Raw genomic sequence first — 17723 nt, forward strand, 5'->3', positions numbered from 1 at the left:
CTCCATCCGGGCTACGCGCGCTTGTTGCGGGCTGAAGCGCGGGAGAACTGCTACCCCACGCGCCATTCCAGCATGCCGTCATCGGCGGTGACGATGTTGCCCGTGCTGCCGACCGGCGTGCGATCCATGTCCTGGAGATATGCCAGCGTCGCGGTGTCGCTCGCCGGGATGCGGCCGAGCGTGCGGCGGCCGTCCTCGGTGCGCAGCATGGTGACGCCGTGCTCGACCTCGCCATTGGCGCGATAGATCACGGTGAAGGCCTCGACCTTGCCTTTGCCCGCCGCCTCTGCGGTGAAATCGGGCACATCGCGCCGGTTGCGGTCGGCCTCCGCCTGCACGGAGGTCTCCTGCTTGAGCGCGGCCGTCGGCGCGGCGCGCGACAGCACGAGGCCATGGTGCTTGGTGACGAAACCACCCTGGCCGTAGAGCAGGCCGAGCGTGCCGCCGCCTCTCAATTTGCGCACCATCGCGCAAGCCGAATGCGTCATGTAGGTGTTGAGCGGCGCGCCGAAGAACGTCAGACCACCGGTGACGGTCGGCTGCACGTCAGGCCCGAGGCCGAGCGTGCGGCGCGCCATCTTCGGCACGCAGGGGAAGCAGCTATAGAGTTCGATGGCGTCGAACTTTTTGCCGTCGCCGCCGACGAGATCCATGACCGCCTTCAGCACCGCGGTCTGCGCGTGGCTCTCGATGAACTGATCGCGAGTCAGATAGTCGCGCGGCTCTTCCGCCGAGGCGCCGCCGAGCGGATAGATCAGCTTGTCCTCGGGCACCCCCGCGGCGCGTGCCTTGGCGAGGCTGGTCAGGATCAGCGCACCGCCCATGTTCACGGTCGGGTTCGCCACCATCAGCTTTGTATACGGCCAGGCGATCATCCGGTTGTCGGGCGTTGCCGTGGTGATCTCGTCGCCGCTGAACTGCTTCTTCAGCCAGGAGTTCGGATTGGCGGCCGCAACCCGCGCATAGGTCGACCAGAGATCGCCGGACTCCTTCAGCGCCTGGCGCGGGGTCTGGCCCCAATGCGCCGAGGTTGCGGACTCATAGAGCGGATAGACCGTGATCGGCCTGAACACGCCGAGGCTCACGGCCAGCGGCTTCTGGAACGCGGCGCCGCGCTTCGGTTCCTCGACGTCGTGCGCGAACGGCGTCCACGGCAGTTCGACGCCGGCGCGCTGCGCCTTGGTCGCGGTCGACTGCGCCTCCGCGCCGCACACCGCCGCGACGCTGCATTCGCCGCGCGCGATGCGCTGCGCCGCCTCATGCAGATAGCGGATCGGGCTCTCGCCGCCGACCGGCCCGTAATAAAGATGCGAAGGCCGGATACCGAGCCGTGCCGCGAGCTGCTTCTCGGGATCGCGGTAGCGCCAGCTCAGGAAATTGACGACGTCGAGCGACTGCACGTCGGCGAGCAGCTTTGCGCCGCTGTCGGCCTCGGCGCGCTTCAGCGCCTGTTCCAGCAGCGTGAGCGGCTCGAGGCCGGCTGCGATGTCCTTTGGACGATCGACGATCTCGCCGACGCCGACGATAACGGGAATGCGGTCTTCGGGGATGCTGTTCGACATTCTTGTTGTTTCACTCTGCGGTATTGCACTCGGTGGTCGATTTAGCCGTCATTGCGAGGAGCGAAGCGACGAAGCAATCCATCCAACCGCATACGCGGTGAAATGGATTGCTTCGCTTCGCTCGCAATGACGGGGAGGGGCCGTCACTCCGCCACCAGCGCGTTCATGTGCTCGACGGCTTCGACGAATTCTTCCTTGAACTCCTGCACCACCGCGCCCGCAGACTTCACGCTGTCGATCAGGCCGACGCCCTGGCCGACGAAGTAGCTGACGAGATCGCGCGCCTTCTCGTTGCCGGCTGCGGCTGCACGGTCGATGGCGTTGAAGGCGTCTCGGCTGACGATGCTTTGCAGCGGCATCGGCAATGCGCCCGGGCTGTCCGGCGCGCGGTCCCAGGCGTCGGTCCACACCGAACGGAGCTGCCGCGCCGGCTTGCCGGTGCGGCCCTTGGAGCGGATCGCGTCGCGCGAGGAGGCCGCGATCATCTTCTCGCGGAAGATTTCGGAGGTTTCCGACTCCACCGTGGCGAGCCACACCGAGCCGGTCCAGGCGCCGGCGGCGCCCATCGCCATGCAGGCCGCCATCTGACTGCCGGTCATGATGCCGCCGGCGGCGAGCACCGGCACGTCGCGGATCTTTTTCACCGCCTTGATCACCTCGGGCACCAGCACCATGGTCGAGACTTCGCCGCAATGGCCGCCGGCCTCGGTGCCCTGCGCAACGAGGATGTCGACACCGGCCGCGACCTGGCGCAGCGCGTGCTCCTTGGAGCCGACCAGTGCCGCCACCGGCACGCCGTGCTTGCGGCCCATCTCGATCATCGCCCTCGGGGGCACGCCGAGCGCATTCGCAATCAGCCGGATCGGGTGACGGAACGAGACCTCGAGCAATTGCAGCGCGGTCTCGGCATCGAACGGCTGCGGCTGGTTGTCGGCGACATTGCGGCTGGTCAGCTCGATGTCGTATTTTTCGAGCAGATTGCGGGTGAAGTCGCGATGCTGTTGCGAGACGCGCGCCTCGAGGCTCTTCCAGGTGACGTTCTTCTCGCCGGCGGTCGAGATATTTTCCGGGATCAGCACGTCGATGCCGTACGGCTTGCCGTCGACATGGGCGTCGATCCACTTCAATTCCTGTTCAAGCGTTTCCGGCGAATGCGCGGTCGCGCCGAGCACGCCGAAGCCGCCGGCGCGGCTCACCGCCGCGACCACGTCGCGGCAATGGCTGAACGCGAGCAGGGGGAATTCGATGCCCAGCATGTCGCAGATCGGTGATTTCATGGACTGGTTCTCTCCCGGCGGCTGCGTGTTGTGTTTGTTGGCATCAGCCTCTGCGACGCTAGCGCATGACGGTCGGCGAAGCCAAGCGGGTTTCGGCCGCGGCGATCTTGCGTGCAGGCGCTGCTTGGCTGCATCGCCCGCAGCGCATTCCGCTGGATAGAAAATGCGATCCGGCGGGGCTGGGCAAAGCCGGGCGTGCCCACCATCTAGTGCGGGCATGCGGATGGGCGCGGCGGTCGCCGCACCATGGAAAAATGGAAACCGGGAGCCAACGACGTGACTGACACCTCTGCCTACGAGCCGCCGAAAGTCTGGACCTGGAACAAGGAGAGCGGCGGCCGCTTCGCCAGCATCAACCGGCCGATCGCCGGCCCCACCCATGAGAAGGAATTGCCGGTCGGCCGCCATCCGCTGCAGCTCTATTCACTGGCGACGCCGAACGGCGTCAAGGTCACCGTGATGCTGGAGGAGCTGCTCGCCGCCGGCCACAAGGGCGCGGAGTACGACGCCTGGCTGATCAAGATCGACGGCAACCAGTTCGGCAGCGGCTTCGTCGCGATCAATCCCAACTCGAAGATCCCGGCGTTGATGGACCGCAGCGGGCCTGAGCCGATCCGGATGTTCGAGTCGGGCTCGATCCTGGTTTACCTTGCGGAAAAATTCGGCGCGTTCCTGCCGACCGACGTCAAAACCCGCGCGGAGACCCTCTCCTGGCTGTTCTGGCAGATGGGCTCGGCGCCCTATCTCGGTGGCGGCTTCGGGCATTTCTATGCCTATGCGCCGACCAAGATCGAATACGCCATCGACCGCTTTGCGATGGAGGTGAAGCGCCAGCTCGACGTGCTCGACCGTCGGCTCGCCGACAACGAGTATCTTGCGGGCGACGTCTATACGATCGCCGACATGGCGGTGTGGCCCTGGTACGGCAGCCTCGCCAAGGGCCTGCTCTATGGCGGCGGCGAATTCCTCTCGGTGCAGGATTACAAAAACGTGCAGCGCTGGACCGACGCGATCGCGGCGCGGCCCGCAGTGAAGCGCGGCCGCATGGTCAACCGCACCTGGGGCGAGCCGTCGAGCCAGCTCCACGAGCGGCACGACGCCAGCGATTTCGAGACCAAGACGCAGGACAAGGTCGAGCAGGCGGCATCGTAATCGCGTAGGGTGGATTGATCTTACTGTGTCACGAGTCTGTCTCCGTCGTCATTGCGAGGAGCGATAGCGACGAAGCAATCCATCCAACCGCATTTGCGGACAGATGGATTGCTTCGCTTCGCTCGCAATGACGGCTGGATTCGTTTGCAGCCTCACAGGACCGGCGGAAAAGACGTTTGCGGCGCAGTATGCTAACCTGCCCTATGTGTCAGCGCTTCACCCCAGCAAATCATCATACTCCGGATGCTTCTTCATGAAGCCCTGGATGAACTCGCATGTCACGAAGAGCTTGATGCCCTGCGCGCGCACCGCGTCGAGTGCCGCGCGCGCGATCCTGGAGCCGATGCCGCGGCCGCCGAGCTCCGGCGGCACTTCGGTGTGAACCAGCGTGATCGTGTCCGGCGTCTTGCGATAGACCACGAAGGCGGTGGCGCCGTCGACGGTGAGCTCGAACCGGCTCTGCGCTGCGTTATCCCGGAATGCTTCACTCATTGTCTTGTCCTCGGCTATTTCGTCTTTGCCCCTTCGGCCGCGGGAAACACCACGCGGTCGTCGGTGCGGCAGTAGCGATCGGCGAACATGCGGCCGATCGGGTGGTAGCGGTCCATATGGACGCGCATCGCATCATGGTCCCACAATTCGTCGCGGATGTGGAAGTGGATGCCTTCGCCCATGATCAGCTCGCGGTCGCCATTGACGTCGATCAGCTTCCAGGTCTTGCACTCCATCGCGAACGGCGCGTCGGCGAGCCGAGGCACGGCGATCTTGCTCGAGGGCACGAGCTTCAGCCCGAGATAGGCGGGCTCGCCGATCTCGGGCGGGAAGTCGCCGCTCGTCTCGTGCATCGCGCGCGCGAGCGGCTCGTCGGTCAGGTTGACCACGAATTCGCCTGATTGTTGAATGTTGACCATCGTGTCCTTCTCTCGGCCATCCGGCCTGCGGTTGACCGCGAACATGCAGAGCGGCGGGTCTTCGCAGAACACGTTGAAGAACGAGAACGGCGCCGCGTTGACCACGCCATCGGCGTTTTGGCTCGTGACCCATGCGATCGGCCGCGGCAGCACGAAGGAGGTCAGCACCTTGTAGCGTTCGCGCTGGGTGAGGTCGCTTGCGGCATATTCCATGGGACTGTCCGGAAGTTCGTGGGGCGGGTTAGCGCAAGCGTAACCCGCCGCGAGCGGACAAGAAAGTAAAAGGCGGGTTACGCTTGTGCTAACCCGCCCTCCGGTTCTGTTTGTTCGTCTCACCGCGAAGTGCGGGGAGAGGACTACGGCATGCTCAGTTCATGCCGGCCGACCACCATCCAGTGCACCTCGTCCGGACCGTCGGCGAAGCGCAGATGGCGGACGTCCTGGTACATTTCGCCGAGCGGGGACCATTGCGAGATGCCGGTGGCGCCGTGCATCTGGATCGCCTGGTCGATGATCTTGCAGGCGCGCTCGGGGATCATGGCCTTGACCATCGAGACCCAGACGCGGGCTTCCTTGTTGCCGAGCACGTCCATCGCCTTGGCCGCCTTCAGCACCATCAGCCGCATCGCCTCGATTTCGCAGCGCGCCTGGGCGATGATCTGCATGTTGCCGCCGAGATGGGCGATCTTCTTGCCGAATGCTTCGCGGGTCAGGCCACGCTGCACCATCATGTCGAGCGCCTTCTCGGCCTTGCCGATGGTGCGCATGCAGTGATGGATGCGGCCCGGTCCGAGCCGGACCTGCGAGATCTCGAAGCCGCGGCCTTCGCCGAGCAGCATGTTCTCCTTCGGCACCCTGCAATTGTTGAAGCGCAGATGCATGTGGCCGCGCGGCGCGTGATCATGGCCGAACACGTGCATCGGCCCGAGGATCTCGACGCCGGGGGTGTCGATGGGGACCAGGATCTGCGACTGCTGCTTGCTCGGGGCGGCGTCGGGATTGGTCTTCACCATCACGATCATGATCTTGCAGCGCGGATCGCCGGCGCCGGAGATGTAGTACTTCTCGCCGTTGATCACCCACTCGTCGCCGACGAGTTTTGCGGTGGTCGAGATGTTCTTGGCGTCGGAGGAGGCGACGTTCGGCTCGGTCATCGCATAGGCCGAGCGGATCTCGCCGTTGAGCAGCGGCTTCAGCCACTTCTCCTTCTGCGCCTTGGTGCCGACGCGCTCCAGCACCTCCATGTTGCCGGTGTCCGGCGCCGAGCAGTTCATGGTCTCCGAGGCCAGCGGGCTCTTGCCGAGCTCGGCGGCGATATAGGCGTAGTCGAGGTTGTTGAGGCCTTCGCCGGTCTCGGCGTCGGGCAGGAAGAAGTTCCAGAGGCCGACTTCCTTGGCCTTGTCCTTGGCCTTCTGCAGGATCGCGAGCTGTTCGTCGGTGAAGCTCCAGCGGTTGGTCTTCTTCTCGCCGGCGCGATAGAACTCGACCGACATCGGGTCGACGGTGTCGCGGATGAACTGCTTCACATGGTCGTAGAGCGGGCGGACCTTGTCCGACATCCTGAGGTCGTTGAGCTCGTCGCCCGGATTGAGCGTGTAGTTCGTGGTGCGCGGCACATAGGCATGTTTCATTGTCTTTTCTCCCTCGCGAAGGCGCGTTTCGCGGCGGACAATAGACGCGTGCGGCGCCAAGCGCGAGCACCGATTTTGGCGGGATCGCTACCGCATCGCGGAATATCGCTGCGGCGTTTCAAACGTTGTTTGAACGCCGCCGCTGGCGACGCGATGCCGTTATTGCGGCAAGAGCCGTCTCAGAACGCCGTGTACCCGCCGTCGATCACAAAGCAGTCCGCCGTATGATAGGACGATGCCTTGCTCATGATGTAGACGGCGATGCCGCCGAAATCGCTCGGCTCGCCGAAGCGGCGCAGGGGGATGCGCGGCATTACATTGGCGACGAACTTGTCGTTGGCCATGATGCCGGCGGTCATGTCGCTCTTGATCCAGCCGGGCAGGATCGCGTTCGCGGTGACGCCGTGGCGGGCGAGCTCGACGCCGAGCGCACGGCACAGCGCGTTCAGCGCCGCCTTGGTGCCGGCATAGTGCTCGTTGCGCGCGGTGCCGAACAGCGAGGCGAGGCTCGACGTGGCGACCAGCCGGCCGAACTTGTCGCCGGCTTCAGAGCGCTCGGTCATGTGGCGTGCCGCAGCCTGGAATACGTGAAACACGCCGTCGAGATTGGTCGCGAACATCTTACGCCACTCCTCCTCGGTGCGGTCGATGAAGGAGCGGCGACCGCCGCCGCCGATGCCGGCATTGGCGAAGCAGCCGTCGACGCGGCCGAAGGTGTCGAGGGTTGCCTTCATCGCGGTCTTGACCGAGCCGGGATCGCTGACGTCGCAGAATTGTGTTGCGACCTTGCCGGGCCCGGCCTTCATCGACGCCGCGGCGTTGGCATTTTTTTCCGCGTTGCGGCCCCAGATCGCGACGTTGCAGCCGGCGGCGTTCAGCGCCTGCGCGATGCCGAGGCCGATGCCGCCATTGCCGCCGGTGATGACAGCGACGCGGCCGGTGAGATCGAAGATGCCACTCATTGGGGTTTCCATTTGGTTCGGTGCGCGCTAATCACGCGTTCACGGATGGGCTTGCCGCCGACCATGGACAAGCCCGGCACAAAAATCAAATATGGGTCGACACATCGACCTACCGCGGTACCCGCCGCCGCGACAACGTAAAGAGGAAACCATGCAGTTCAAGCACGTCACGCTCGACTTCGACGGATCGGTCGCGATCCTCAAACTCGACCATCAGGAAGTCATGAACGCGGTCTCGCTCGACATGCTCGGCGGTCTTGCCGAGGCGCTCGATGCGATCGACGACAAGCGTGACGAGGTGCGCTGCCTGGTGATCACGGGCGCCGGCCGCGCCTTCTGCACCGGCGCCAATCTTCAGGGCCGCAACCAGCAGCAGAAGCCCGGCAGGAGCAATGCCGGCGCGGCGCTGGAGACCGCGTTCCATCCGTTCCTGCGCCGGTTGCGTAAGCTGCACTGTCCGATCGTGACCGCGGTGAACGGTCCGGCCGCCGGCGCCGGGATGAGCTTCGCATTGATGGGCGACCTCATTTTGTGCGCGCGCTCGTCCTATTTCCTGCAGGCGTTCCGCCGCATCGGCCTGGTGCCGGATTGCGGCTCGACCTGGCTGTTGCCGCGGCTGATCGGCAAGGCGCGCTCGGTCGAGCTGTCGCTGCTGGGCGAGCGGCTGCCGGCCGAGAAGGCGCTGGAATGGGGCCTCGTCAACCGCGTCTATGACGACGGCGCACTGATGGAGGAGACGATGAAGATGGCGCACAATCTCGCCAACGGCCCGACGGTGGCGCTGTCGCTGATCCGCAAGCTCTATTGGGACAGCCCGGAAAACACCCTCGAGGATCAGCTCAATCTGGAATTCGAGTCGCAGCGGATCGCGGGCAGCGCCGAGGATTTCAAGGAAGGCGTCACCGCGTTTCTCGAGAAGCGGCCGGCGAAGTTCAAGGGCAAATGATCGAGACCGAGCTCGCCCGCTGCGTCGCCGCGTTTCATCCGGGCGCGACCGGCGTCACCGGCGCCGCAAAGCTCTCCGGCGGCGCCAGCCAGGAGACGTGGACGTTCGACATCGTGCACCCGGACGGCACGATCGGCGCGATCCTGCGCCGCGCGCCGCCGGGCTACGGTGCCGCGCCCGGCCGGGCCGCCGGGCTCGATGCCGAGGCCACGCTGATGCAGCTCGCGCATGACGCGGGCCTGCCGTCGCCGAGGGTGATGCACGTGCTGACGCCGGAAGACGGGCTCGGCCGCGGCTTCATCATGGCGCGGGTCGAAGGCGAGACCATCGCGCGGAAAATTTTGCGCGACGAGGAATATGCGGCCGCGCGGCCGATGCTGGCCCGCCAGCTCGGCCGCGTCATCGCGGGCATTCATAGCCTGCCGCAGGCCAAACTGCCGAAGCTGCGCAGCCTGACCGCGACCAGGGAGATCGAGGATCTCTCCCGCGAGTACCACAGCTTCAACTGGCCGCGGCCGGTGTTCGAGCTGGCGCTGCGCTGGCTGCGCGATCACGATCCCGGTCCGTCGTCCGAAGTGACGCTGGTGCATGGCGATTTCCGCCACGGCAATCTGATCATCGGTCCCGACGGCGTGCGCGCGGTGCTCGACTGGGAGCTCGCGCATTTCGGTGATCCGATGGAGGATCTCGGCTGGATCTGCGTCAATTCCTGGCGGTTCGGCGAGATCGACAAGCCGGTCGGCGGCTTCGGCACGCGCGAGGACCTGTTTGCTGGCTATCAGGAAGCCGGCCGCAAGGCCGACCCCGATCGGGTGAAGTTCTGGGAAGTGATGGGCACGTTGCGCTGGGGCGTGATGTGCTGCGGCATGATGCAGCGCTTCCGCATGGGCCCTGACCATTCGATGGAACGCGCGATGATCGGGCGCCGTGCGTCGGAGACCGAGATCGATTTGTTGCGGTTACTTGCTCCGCGGGGAAAATAACCATGCAGGACGAACCGACACCCACCGAACTGATCAAGGCCGTCGCCGATTTCCTGCGCAATGAGATCGCGCCCGCGATCAGGGGCCACAACGGCTTCAAGCTGCGCGTCGGCATCAACGCGCTCGACCTGGTGACGCGGCAGCTCGCGCTGGCCGAGGCTGGCGATGGGACAGAGGCCGCGCGGCTGAAGGCGCTGCTTGGCACGGATGGGTCGCTGATGGAGCTGAACCGCGCGCTGTCGGAGAGGATCGCCAGCGGCGAGGTCGATCTGACGACGCCGGGGCTATCGGAGCATCTCTGGCAGACCACGATGGACAAGCTCGCGGTCGATCAGCCGAACTATGCGTCCTACAAGCGGGAGTTAGGGAATAAGGCGTAGCGAATACCAAAACTCGTCATTCCGGGATGCGCCGCAAGGCGCAGGCCCGGAATCCATACTCACAATGGTGGTTATGAATTCCGGGCTCGATGCTGCGCATCGCCCCGGAATGACGGGAGGAGGAATGCCTTACCGCCCCAGCCATTTCGGCGGACGCTTCTCCGAAAACGCCTTCGGGCCCTCGATGTAATCCTCCGACGCGGCCATCGCCTTCACCGCGGGATATTCGCGCTGCTCGGTCATGGCCTGCTCGAGCGAGACTTCGAGGCCCTTCTGGATCGCCTGCTTGGAGGCGCGGATCGACATCGGCGAGTTCTTGGTGATGGTCTCGGCCCAGCGCTCGGCGGCCGCCAGCGCCTCGCCCTGCGGCACCACCTCGTTGACGAAGCCGAGCTCGAGACCTTCCTTGGCGCTGACGTGGCGCGCGGTCAGGATCATGCCCATGGCGCGCTTCAGGCCGATCTGCCGCGGCAGCCGTTGCAGGCCGCCGGCGAGCGCGGCGAGGCCGACGCGCGGCTCGGGCAGGGCGAAGGTCGCATTCTCCGCAGCGATGATCAGGTCGCACGCCAGCGCGACCTCGAACCCGCCGCCCATCGCGACGCCGTTGACCGCCGCGATGATCGGCTTGTCGCAGTCGAAGCGGGTGGTCAGCCCGGCGAAGCCGCCCTTGTCCCAGCCGCGCTTGCCGCCGGCGGCCTGCCATTTCAGGTCGTTGCCGGCGCAGAAGGCCTTGTCGCCGGCGCCGGTGACGATCGCGACCCACTGCTCCGGATCGGCGGAGAAGTCGTCGAACACCTTGTTGAGCTCGAAATGCGCGTCGATATGCAGCGCGTTGTAAACCTCGGGCCGCGACAGCGTCACGATGGTGATGGGACCCTTGCGCGTCACCTTGGAGAATTTCAGATCCATGTTTGCTCCCGTCGATTTTCTGCGGCGAAGAATATTGCCGATATCCTAGCGCCTGCGCGCCGGTCCGTGCCATCCAATTACGCAACGCGACCGCGCGCGCAAGCCTCACCGACCTGCTTGACTTGGCGGCGTGCTTCTCACCTTAATCGATCCGAACGCGGATGCGCGATAGCGTCTCAACGCAAAATCAGAATCAACAAGATCTTCGGGGGAGACCGCCTTGGATTTCAATCTGCCGGCTGACCTGACAGCCTATCTCGCCGAGCTCGATCAATTCATCGAACGCGAGATCAAGCCGCTGGAAGCCGCTGACGACAACATCCGCTTCTTCGATCACCGCCGCGAATGGGCGCGCACCGATTTCGACAAGGGCGGCCTGCCGCGCCACGAATGGGAGCTGTTGCTGCGCAAGGCCAAGAACCTGGCCGATGCCGCCGGTCATCTCCGCTTCGCGATCCCGAAACGCTACGGCGGCAAGGACGGCTCCAACCTCTGGATGGCTGTCATCCGCGAGCATTTTGCCTCGAAGGGGCTCGGCCTGCACAACGATTTGCAGAACGAGCATTCGATCGTCGGAAATCTGCCGATCGTGACCATGCTGGACCGCTATGGAACCGACGAGCAGAAGGCGATGATCGACGGCTCGATCACCGGCAAGTACCGCATCACATTCGGTCTCACCGAGCCCGAGCACGGCTCGGACGCCACGCACATGGAAACCAGGGCGGTGCCGGCGACCCGTGACAACGTCAAGGGCTGGATCATCAATGGCGAGAAGATGTGGACGACAGGCATGCATGTCGCGACCCACTGCGCGCTGTTTGCCCGCACGTCAGGCAATGACGGCGATGCGCGGGGCATCTCCTGCTTCCTGGTGCCGGCAAAGTCGCCGGGTGTGAAGGTCGAGGAGTATATGTGGACCTTCAACATGCCGACCGACCATCCCCGGGTCAGCTTCACCGACGTGTTCGTGCCCGAGGATGCGCAGTTCGGCGAGGTCGGCCGCGGCCTGTCGCTGGCGCAATGTTTTGTCCATGAGAACCGCATCCGTCAGGCCGCAAGCTCACTCGGCGCCGCCGTGTATTGCATCAACGAAAGTGTGAAGTATGCGCGCGAGCGAAAACCGTTCGGCAAGGCGCTGGCCGAGAACCAGGCGATCCAGTGGCCGCTGGTCGAGCTTGCGACCCAGGCCGAGATGCTGCGGCTGCTGATCCGCAAGACCGCCTGGGAGATGGACCAGCTGACCCAGGCGCAGGTCGAGCACACCCTGTCGGACCGGGTCTCGATGTGCAATTTCTGGGCAAACCGGCTGTGCTGCGAGGCCGCCGATCGCGCCATGCAGGTGCATGGCGGCATGGGCTATTCGCGCCACAAGCCGTTCGAGCACATCTACCGCCACCACCGCCGCTATCGCATCACCGAGGGCAGCGAGGAGATCCAGAAGCGCAAGGTGGCGGGCTTCCTGTTCGGCTACATGGGAGCGGGGAAGCATTAGGACGGTAGGGTGGGCAAAGCGAAGCGTGCCCACCATCCATGCCGCGCTCGCAAAGGTGGGCACGCTTCGCTTTGCCCACCCCTACGAGGCTTAATTCACCTGCCGGTCCTTGCCCGCCCAGTACGGTTCACGCAAGGTCCGCCGCAGGATCTTGCCCGACGGGTTGCGCGGCAGCGCCGGGATGAAGTCGACCGATTTCGGCGTCTTGTAGCCTGCGATCCGCTCGCGGGTGAAGTTGATGATGTCGGTTGCGGTCGCGCTCTTGCCCGGCTTCATCACCACCACGGCCTTCACCGCCTCGCCCCATTTGTCGTCGGGGATGCCGATCACGGCGGCCTCCGCCACATCGGGATGGTCGCATAGCGCGCTCTCGACCTCGGCCGGATAGATGTTCTCGCCGCCGGAGATGATCATGTCCTTGATGCGGTCGTGGATGTAGAGATAGCCATCCTTGTCCATGTAGCCGGCATCGCCCGTGCGCAGCCAGCCGTCGCCATCGATGGTGCGCGCGGTCGCCTCGGGCAGATTCCAGTAGCCGGCCATGTTGGAGCCGGAACGGGTGGCGATCTCGCCGACTTCGCCCGGCGGCAGCGGCTTGCCGTTCTCGTCGAGGATCGCGAGCTCGACGCCGGGCAGCGCCTTGCCGGCCGAGCGCATCCGCTCGAGCCCCTCGATGTGATCCTCCGGCGGCAGCGCCACGATGGTGCCGGTGGTTTCGGTCATGCCGTACATCTGCACGAAGCCGCATTTGAAGACCTCGATGCATTCCTTCAATAGCGCCGCCGGGATCGGCGAAGCGCCATAGAGCATGTATTTCAGGCGGGAGAAGTCGACCTGCCGCGCGCGCGGCTGCCGCACCACGAACTGCATCGCCGCCGGCACCATGAACAGTTTGGTGATGCCGGACTGCTCGAAGAAGTCGAGCACCTTGGTCGGGTCGAACTCGCGCGCGATCACGCCGCGGGCGCCGTGGTAGAGCCCCATCACGCCCCAGCCTGAGCCGCCGATATGGAAGATCGGCATCGCGACCAGCGAGACGTCGTCGGTGGTCCACCGGTTCCACTCCGGCTTCTCGGCCTCATTGCCGCTCTGCACAAGGTTGAGGAAGTTGGCGTGCGACAGCATCGCGCCCTTCGGCTTGCCTGTCGTGCCCGAGGTGTAGAGCTGGATCGCAATGTCCTTCGGCGCGATCGCAAGGCGCGGATCGTCGCCGCTCTGCGCGTCGCGCCAGGCGACGAAGTCGAGCCATTCCGGCGCGCCGCCCTCGGTGGTGATGATGCTGCGGACGCTCGGCAGTTTGTCCTTGATGTTGCGCGCCTGGGTGATGAATTCGGGGCCGACGAACAGCACCGGGGCCTTGCAGTCGTCGACGATGAAGGCGACCTCGGGGCCGGCGAGGCGCCAGTTCACCGGCGCCATCACCACGCCGGCCTTCATCGCGCCCATCAAGAGTTCGAAGTAGAAGTCGCTGTTCTTGCCGAGATAGGCGATCCGCTCGCCCTTCTTGAGGCCCATCGCGATCAGCGCGTTGGCGACGCGGTTGGTCTTGACGTCGAATTCGGCGAACGAGGTCTGCCGTCCCTCGAACTCATAGGCCAGCGCATCGCCGCGGCTTCTGGCGCGGTCGCGCACCATATCGGCAAGGTTGTTCAGCTTCGGCGCGTCGGACATGTTTCCCCCGTGACGTTTTGTTTTGGTTGCGCGGAGTGTGGCGGCATCGCGCGGGAAAAACAATACAGAGGAAGTAAGCCGCCTCAGCAACGTCGTTCCGGGCGGGTCGGCGCGAAGCGCCGCCCGATGACAGGCTCCGCGCGACCCGGGACTCACAACCACAGGATCGAGTTGTCGAGCGCGCTGCGGCCCCAGCGTGCTCGATGTTTTCCAGTCGTGGTTATGGGTCCCTGCTTTCGCAGGGACGACAGCAGTGACTCGGGCGCGAGCGCGGGCTTCACCCCCGTGCGGCGCGATCCTTCTCGTTCTGCGCCTTGATCGAGTCGCGCGCCTTGGTCCAGTCGTCGTCGCTCCAGTCGCGCAGCTGGTAGAAGTTGCCGCCCATCGCCAGCGCCTGCGCGCCGTCCATGGCGATGGTCTCGCCGTTGATCCAGTCGCAGCCGCCGGAGATCAGGAACACCGCGAGGTTCTGCAACTCCTCCATGGTGCCGACGCGGCCCATCGGGTTCATCGCCTTGGTGCGCGCGCCGGCCTCGTCGCCGGGCTTGATGCGCTTGCTCATGCCTTCGGTCGGAATCTCGGCCGGGCGCGATGGTGTTGAGACGGATGCCGTGCCGGCCCCACTCGATCGCAAGCGACATGGTCATGGCGTGGATCGCCGACTTGCTCATCGCCGATGGCACCACATAGGGCGAGCCGTTGCGCACCCAGGTCACCGTGATCGACACCACGTTGCCGCGATGCCCGCCGGCGATCCAGCGCCGGCCGACCGCGTGCGTTACGTAGAAGGTGCCGTGCATCACGATGTTGGCCACGGCATCAAACCCTCGCGCGGAGAGCTCCTCGGAGCGCGAGATGAAATTGCCGGCAGCGTTGTTGATCAGATCGGTGAGGGGACCGCTGGTGGTCCAGATCGCCTCGATCATCTCGTCGACCGCCATGGCGTTGCGGATATCGACGCCGTGGCTGACCACGCGTCCGCCATGCTCGGCCATCAGTTCGGTGGCGGTCTCGTCGCAGACGCTCTTGCGTCGGCCGCAGATATGCACCTCGGCCCCGAGCTGGAGGAAGCGGGTGGCCATGGCCTTGCCGAGGCCGGTGCCGCCGCCGGTTACCAGGATGCGCCGCCCGGCAAGAAGCTGATCGGTGAACATCGTTTCCTCCACGGGGGTTGTCAGTTAATTGGTCGATTGACTAAAAGCGGACAACGGCCTTTCTGTAAAGCGCCAACTCAGGGAACAAAGCGGAGGGAATGATGGAAGATCGCGTTTCGATATCGATTTCGGACGGTATCGCCGATGTCCGGCTGGTGCGGGCGGACAAGATGAACGCGCTCGATGCCGCGATGTTCGAGGCATTGGTCGCCGCAACCGACCGGCTTTCCAAGGAAAAAGGCGTTCGGGTGGTGGTGCTGTCCGGTGAGGGCCGGGCCTTCTGCGCCGGGCTCGACATGGGCCGGTTCGCCGCCATGAAGGATGGCGGTAACGGAGTGCCCGGCGGCGCGAACCGCGATCTCACGATCCGGACCCACGGCAAGGCCAACGCCCCGCAGCAGGCGGTCTGGGGCTGGCGCCAGCTCCCGGTGCCGGTCATCGCGGCGGTCCACGGCGTCGCCTTCGGCGGCGGCTTCCAGCTCGCGCTCGGCGCCGACATGCGCTTCCTGTCGCCGGATGCCCGGATGTCGATCATGGAGATCAAGTGGGGCCTGGTGCCCGACATGGCGGGCACGCCGATCCTCGCCAGTCTCGTGCGCGACGACATCCTGCGCGAGCTCACCTATACCGGCCGGATCTTCTCGGCGCAGGAGGCCCAGAGTTACGGCCTCGCCACCCGGGTCTGCGACGACCCTCGCGCCGCAGCGTTCGAAGTCGCGCGCGAGATCGCCGGCAAGAGCCCGGATGCGATCCGCGCCGCCAAGCGGATGCTGAACAATCTGTCGGTCGATCCGGCCGCGGCGCTGCTTGCGGAATCCGTCGAGCAGCAGAAGCTGCTCGGCAGCCCGAACCAGACCGAATCCGTCCGCGCCAATCTGGAGAAGCGCGCGCCGAAGTTTGCGGATGCGTGACAGCGGCGACAATAGTCATTCCGGGATAGTCCGAAGGACCAGACCTCAGATGCGCGGTGCGCATCGGGGAATCTCGAGATTCCGGGTTCGCGCTTCGCGCGCCCCGGAATGACAAGTTAACCCGACACAAGATCGGACAATAACAATGGAAACGTCCCAGCCCTTCCTCGGCATCGTCAGCGGCGAGCGCCGGCGCGATCACGCCGCCATCGCCCAGCGCACTGAGCGCATCGCCTCCGGCCTCAACAAGCTCGGCATCAAGCCGGGCGACAGCGTCTGCATGCTGATGCGCAACGACATCGCCTTCATCGAGTCGGCCTATGCGGCGATGCGGCTCGGCGCCTATGGCGTGCCGATCAACTGGCACTTCAAGCCGGAGGAGATCAACTACGTGCTGACGGATTCCGGCACGCGCGTCCTGATCGGCCATGCCGACCTGCTGCATCCGCTGCGCGGCGCGATCCCGGATGATGTCATCGTGCTCAGCGTGCCGACGCCGCCGGAGATCCTCGCCAACTACAAGATCAATCCCGATCATCTCGCGGCGCCGGACTTCGCGATCGATTTCGAATCCTGGCTGGCGCAATTTCCGCGCTATGACGGCCCCGTGGTGCCACAGCCGCAGAACATGATCTACACGTCGGGTACCACGGGCCATCCGAAGGGCGTGCGCCGTTTCGCGCCGACGCCGGAGCAGACCGCAAACGCGGAAGCGATGCGCGCGATGATCTACGGCCTGAAGCCCGGCGCGCGCGCGATCCTGCCTGGACCGCTCTATCATTCCGCGCCGAATTCCTTCGGGCTGCGCTCGGGCAAGCTCGGCGGCGCGCTGGTGCTGATGCCGCGCTTCGACGCCGAGGAGTTTCTGGCACTGATCGAGCGCGAGAGGATCGACACCATCTTCATGGTGCCGACGATGTTCATCCGCCTGATGAAGCTGCCGGAGGAGGTGCGCAACAAATACGACATGTCGTCGCTGCGCCACATCATCCATGCCGCCGCGCCCTGTCCGGCCGACGTCAAGCGCGCGATGATCGAGTGGTGGGGGCCGGTGATCTACGAATTCTACGGCTCGACCGAGTCAGGCGCGGTGACGTTCGCGACGTCGGAGGACGCGTTGAAGAAGCCCGGCACGGTCGGCAAGATATCGCCCGGCGCTGAGCTGCGCTTCATCGGCGACGACGGCCGCGAGGTGGCGCAGGGCCAGATCGGCGAGATCTATTCGCGGATCGCGGGCAATCCCGATTTCACCTATCACAACAAGCCCGAGAAGCGGACCGAGATCGACCGCGAGGGCTTCATCACCTCGGGTGATGTCGGCTATATCGATGCGGATGGCTACGTCTTCATCTGCGACCGCAAGCGCGACATGGTGATCTCGGGCGGCGTCAACATCTATCCGGCCGAGATCGAGGCCGTGCTGCATGCGGTGCCCGGCGTGCACGATTGCGCGGTGTTCGGCATTCCCGATGCCGAGTTCGGCGAGGCGCTGATGGCGGTGGTCGAGCCGCAGCCGGGCGTCGCGCTCGACATCGCGGGGGTCCGGGCGCAGCTGAAGACCGCGCTCGCCGACTACAAGGTGCCGAAGCACATCGAGATCCAGACCAACCTGCCGCGCGAGGATTCCGGAAAGATTTTCAAGCGCCGGCTGCGTGATCCCTATTGGGAGCGGGCGGGGCGGAGGATCTAGGGGCCACAAGCTCGCTGTCGTCCCGGCGAAGGCCGGGACGACGTTGGTGGACGTGTGCACCGCGCAAGTTCATCTTGCGCTGCGGCAAA

15 protein-coding genes and 1 pseudogene are annotated in these 17723 nt (G+C 65.2%); 7 read left to right on the forward strand and 9 right to left on the reverse strand.

What is annotated here, in order from left to right; genetic code table 11:
* Nucleotides 1–50: 50 nt before the first annotated feature.
* Together ACVMB0_RS20215 and ACVMB0_RS20220 are read right to left on the reverse strand one after the other, a co-directional pair.
* The gene (locus ACVMB0_RS20215; RefSeq protein WP_461347425.1) at nt 51–1562 is read right to left on the reverse strand and encodes an acetyl-CoA acetyltransferase; all 1512 of its coding nucleotides are present in this window, start codon (nt 1560–1562) and stop codon (nt 51–53) included.
* A gap of 143 nt (nt 1563–1705) precedes the next feature.
* A complete protein-coding gene (locus tag ACVMB0_RS20220) occupies nt 1706–2839 on the reverse strand; it encodes a nitronate monooxygenase (protein WP_461347426.1) in 1134 nt (377 codons plus the stop codon).
* Nucleotides 2840–3115: 276 nt separating this feature from the next.
* On the opposite strand from ACVMB0_RS20220, the gene yghU reads away from it, so the two are divergent.
* Nucleotides 3116–3991: a glutathione-dependent disulfide-bond oxidoreductase gene (yghU, locus tag ACVMB0_RS20225; protein ID WP_461347427.1), complete on the forward strand. Its 876-nt coding sequence runs from the start codon at nt 3116–3118 to the stop codon at nt 3989–3991.
* 216 nt (nt 3992–4207) lie between these two features.
* Here yghU and ACVMB0_RS20230 read toward each other — a convergent pair whose 3' ends face one another.
* The 4 genes from ACVMB0_RS20230 to ACVMB0_RS20245 all read right to left on the reverse strand — a co-directional run bounded on the left by ACVMB0_RS20230 (nt 4208) and on the right by ACVMB0_RS20245 (nt 7495).
* A complete protein-coding gene (locus ACVMB0_RS20230) occupies nt 4208–4483 on the reverse strand; it encodes a GNAT family N-acetyltransferase (protein ID WP_461347428.1) in 276 nt (91 codons plus the stop codon).
* A gap of 14 nt (nt 4484–4497) precedes the next feature.
* Complete coding sequence (locus ACVMB0_RS20235) at nt 4498–5115, reverse strand: flavin reductase family protein (protein WP_461347429.1); 618 nt, start codon at nt 5113–5115, stop codon at nt 4498–4500.
* Between the two features lie 143 nt (nt 5116–5258).
* Nucleotides 5259–6533, reverse strand: a complete 1275-nt coding sequence (locus ACVMB0_RS20240; RefSeq protein WP_456798383.1) for an acyl-CoA dehydrogenase family protein — start codon at nt 6531–6533, stop codon at nt 5259–5261.
* A gap of 179 nt (nt 6534–6712) precedes the next feature.
* Nucleotides 6713–7495 (reverse strand): SDR family NAD(P)-dependent oxidoreductase, encoded by a 783-nt coding sequence (locus tag ACVMB0_RS20245; protein WP_456755916.1) that lies wholly within the window; start codon nt 7493–7495, stop codon nt 6713–6715.
* A 151-nt stretch (nt 7496–7646) separates the two neighbouring features.
* On the opposite strand from ACVMB0_RS20245, the gene ACVMB0_RS20250 reads away from it, so the two are divergent.
* Genes ACVMB0_RS20250 through ACVMB0_RS20260 form a run of 3 tightly spaced genes read left to right on the forward strand, consistent with a single transcriptional unit; the run spans nt 7647 to nt 9804 of the window.
* Nucleotides 7647–8441, forward strand: coding sequence for an enoyl-CoA hydratase/isomerase (locus ACVMB0_RS20250; RefSeq protein ID WP_461347430.1), 795 nt, complete (start codon nt 7647–7649; stop codon nt 8439–8441).
* Complete coding sequence (locus ACVMB0_RS20255; RefSeq protein WP_461347431.1) at nt 8438–9424, forward strand: phosphotransferase family protein; 987 nt, start codon at nt 8438–8440, stop codon at nt 9422–9424. Before ACVMB0_RS20250 ends, ACVMB0_RS20255 begins: the two co-directional genes overlap by 4 nt.
* A gap of 2 nt (nt 9425–9426) precedes the next feature.
* Nucleotides 9427–9804 (forward strand): DUF6285 domain-containing protein, encoded by a 378-nt coding sequence (locus ACVMB0_RS20260; protein WP_461347432.1) that lies wholly within the window; start codon nt 9427–9429, stop codon nt 9802–9804.
* A 129-nt stretch (nt 9805–9933) separates the two neighbouring features.
* Here ACVMB0_RS20260 and ACVMB0_RS20265 read toward each other — a convergent pair whose 3' ends face one another.
* Nucleotides 9934–10713, reverse strand: coding sequence for an enoyl-CoA hydratase-related protein (locus ACVMB0_RS20265; RefSeq protein ID WP_456798379.1), 780 nt, complete (start codon nt 10711–10713; stop codon nt 9934–9936).
* A gap of 220 nt (nt 10714–10933) precedes the next feature.
* Between ACVMB0_RS20265 and ACVMB0_RS20270 the strand changes: the two genes are divergently transcribed.
* Complete coding sequence (locus tag ACVMB0_RS20270; protein ID WP_461347433.1) at nt 10934–12208, forward strand: acyl-CoA dehydrogenase family protein; 1275 nt, start codon at nt 10934–10936, stop codon at nt 12206–12208.
* A gap of 90 nt (nt 12209–12298) precedes the next feature.
* Here ACVMB0_RS20270 and ACVMB0_RS20275 read toward each other — a convergent pair whose 3' ends face one another.
* Both ACVMB0_RS20275 and ACVMB0_RS20280 read right to left on the reverse strand, forming a co-directional pair.
* Nucleotides 12299–13879 carry a fatty acid--CoA ligase gene (locus ACVMB0_RS20275; protein WP_461347434.1) on the reverse strand — a complete coding sequence of 527 codons (1581 nt, stop codon included), beginning with the start codon at nt 13877–13879 and terminating at the stop codon, nt 12299–12301.
* Between the two features lie 277 nt (nt 13880–14156).
* Nucleotides 14157–15033, reverse strand: a pseudogene (locus ACVMB0_RS20280) (SDR family oxidoreductase).
* Nucleotides 15034–15134: 101 nt separating this feature from the next.
* Here ACVMB0_RS20280 and ACVMB0_RS20285 point away from each other — a divergent pair.
* Both ACVMB0_RS20285 and ACVMB0_RS20290 read left to right on the forward strand, forming a co-directional pair.
* On the forward strand, nt 15135–15944 hold the full coding sequence (locus tag ACVMB0_RS20285) for a crotonase/enoyl-CoA hydratase family protein (RefSeq protein WP_461347435.1): 810 nt from the start codon (nt 15135–15137) through the stop codon (nt 15942–15944).
* A 145-nt stretch (nt 15945–16089) separates the two neighbouring features.
* Nucleotides 16090–17634: an acyl-CoA synthetase gene (locus tag ACVMB0_RS20290; protein ID WP_461347436.1), complete on the forward strand. Its 1545-nt coding sequence runs from the start codon at nt 16090–16092 to the stop codon at nt 17632–17634.
* The last annotated feature ends 89 nt before the right edge of the window (nt 17635–17723 follow it).

Source organism: Bradyrhizobium sp. USDA 4451 (genome assembly GCF_054822585.1).

What these genes read in the sequence shown, in the direction of transcription:
- ACVMB0_RS20215 (WP_461347425.1), bottom strand. Translation starts at nt 1,562, where the DNA reads ATGTCGAACAGCATCCCCGAAGACCGCATTCCCGTTATCGTCGGCGTC.
- ACVMB0_RS20220 (WP_461347426.1), bottom strand. Translation starts at nt 2,839, where the DNA reads ATGAAATCACCGATCTGCGACATGCTGGGCATCGAATTCCCCCTGCTC.
- ACVMB0_RS20230 (WP_461347428.1), bottom strand. Translation starts at nt 4,483, where the DNA reads ATGAGTGAAGCATTCCGGGATAACGCAGCGCAGAGCCGGTTCGAGCTC.
- ACVMB0_RS20235 (WP_461347429.1), bottom strand. Translation starts at nt 5,115, where the DNA reads ATGGAATATGCCGCAAGCGACCTCACCCAGCGCGAACGCTACAAGGTG.
- ACVMB0_RS20240 (WP_456798383.1), bottom strand. Translation starts at nt 6,533, where the DNA reads ATGAAACATGCCTATGTGCCGCGCACCACGAACTACACGCTCAATCCG.
- ACVMB0_RS20245 (WP_456755916.1), bottom strand. Translation starts at nt 7,495, where the DNA reads ATGAGTGGCATCTTCGATCTCACCGGCCGCGTCGCTGTCATCACCGGC.
- ACVMB0_RS20250 (WP_461347430.1), top strand. Translation starts at nt 7,647, where the DNA reads ATGCAGTTCAAGCACGTCACGCTCGACTTCGACGGATCGGTCGCGATC.
- ACVMB0_RS20255 (WP_461347431.1), top strand. Translation starts at nt 8,438, where the DNA reads ATGATCGAGACCGAGCTCGCCCGCTGCGTCGCCGCGTTTCATCCGGGC.
- ACVMB0_RS20260 (WP_461347432.1), top strand. Translation starts at nt 9,427, where the DNA reads ATGCAGGACGAACCGACACCCACCGAACTGATCAAGGCCGTCGCCGAT.
- ACVMB0_RS20265 (WP_456798379.1), bottom strand. Translation starts at nt 10,713, where the DNA reads ATGGATCTGAAATTCTCCAAGGTGACGCGCAAGGGTCCCATCACCATC.
- ACVMB0_RS20275 (WP_461347434.1), bottom strand. Translation starts at nt 13,879, where the DNA reads ATGTCCGACGCGCCGAAGCTGAACAACCTTGCCGATATGGTGCGCGAC.
- ACVMB0_RS20285 (WP_461347435.1), top strand. Translation starts at nt 15,135, where the DNA reads ATGGAAGATCGCGTTTCGATATCGATTTCGGACGGTATCGCCGATGTC.
- ACVMB0_RS20290 (WP_461347436.1), top strand. Translation starts at nt 16,090, where the DNA reads ATGGAAACGTCCCAGCCCTTCCTCGGCATCGTCAGCGGCGAGCGCCGG.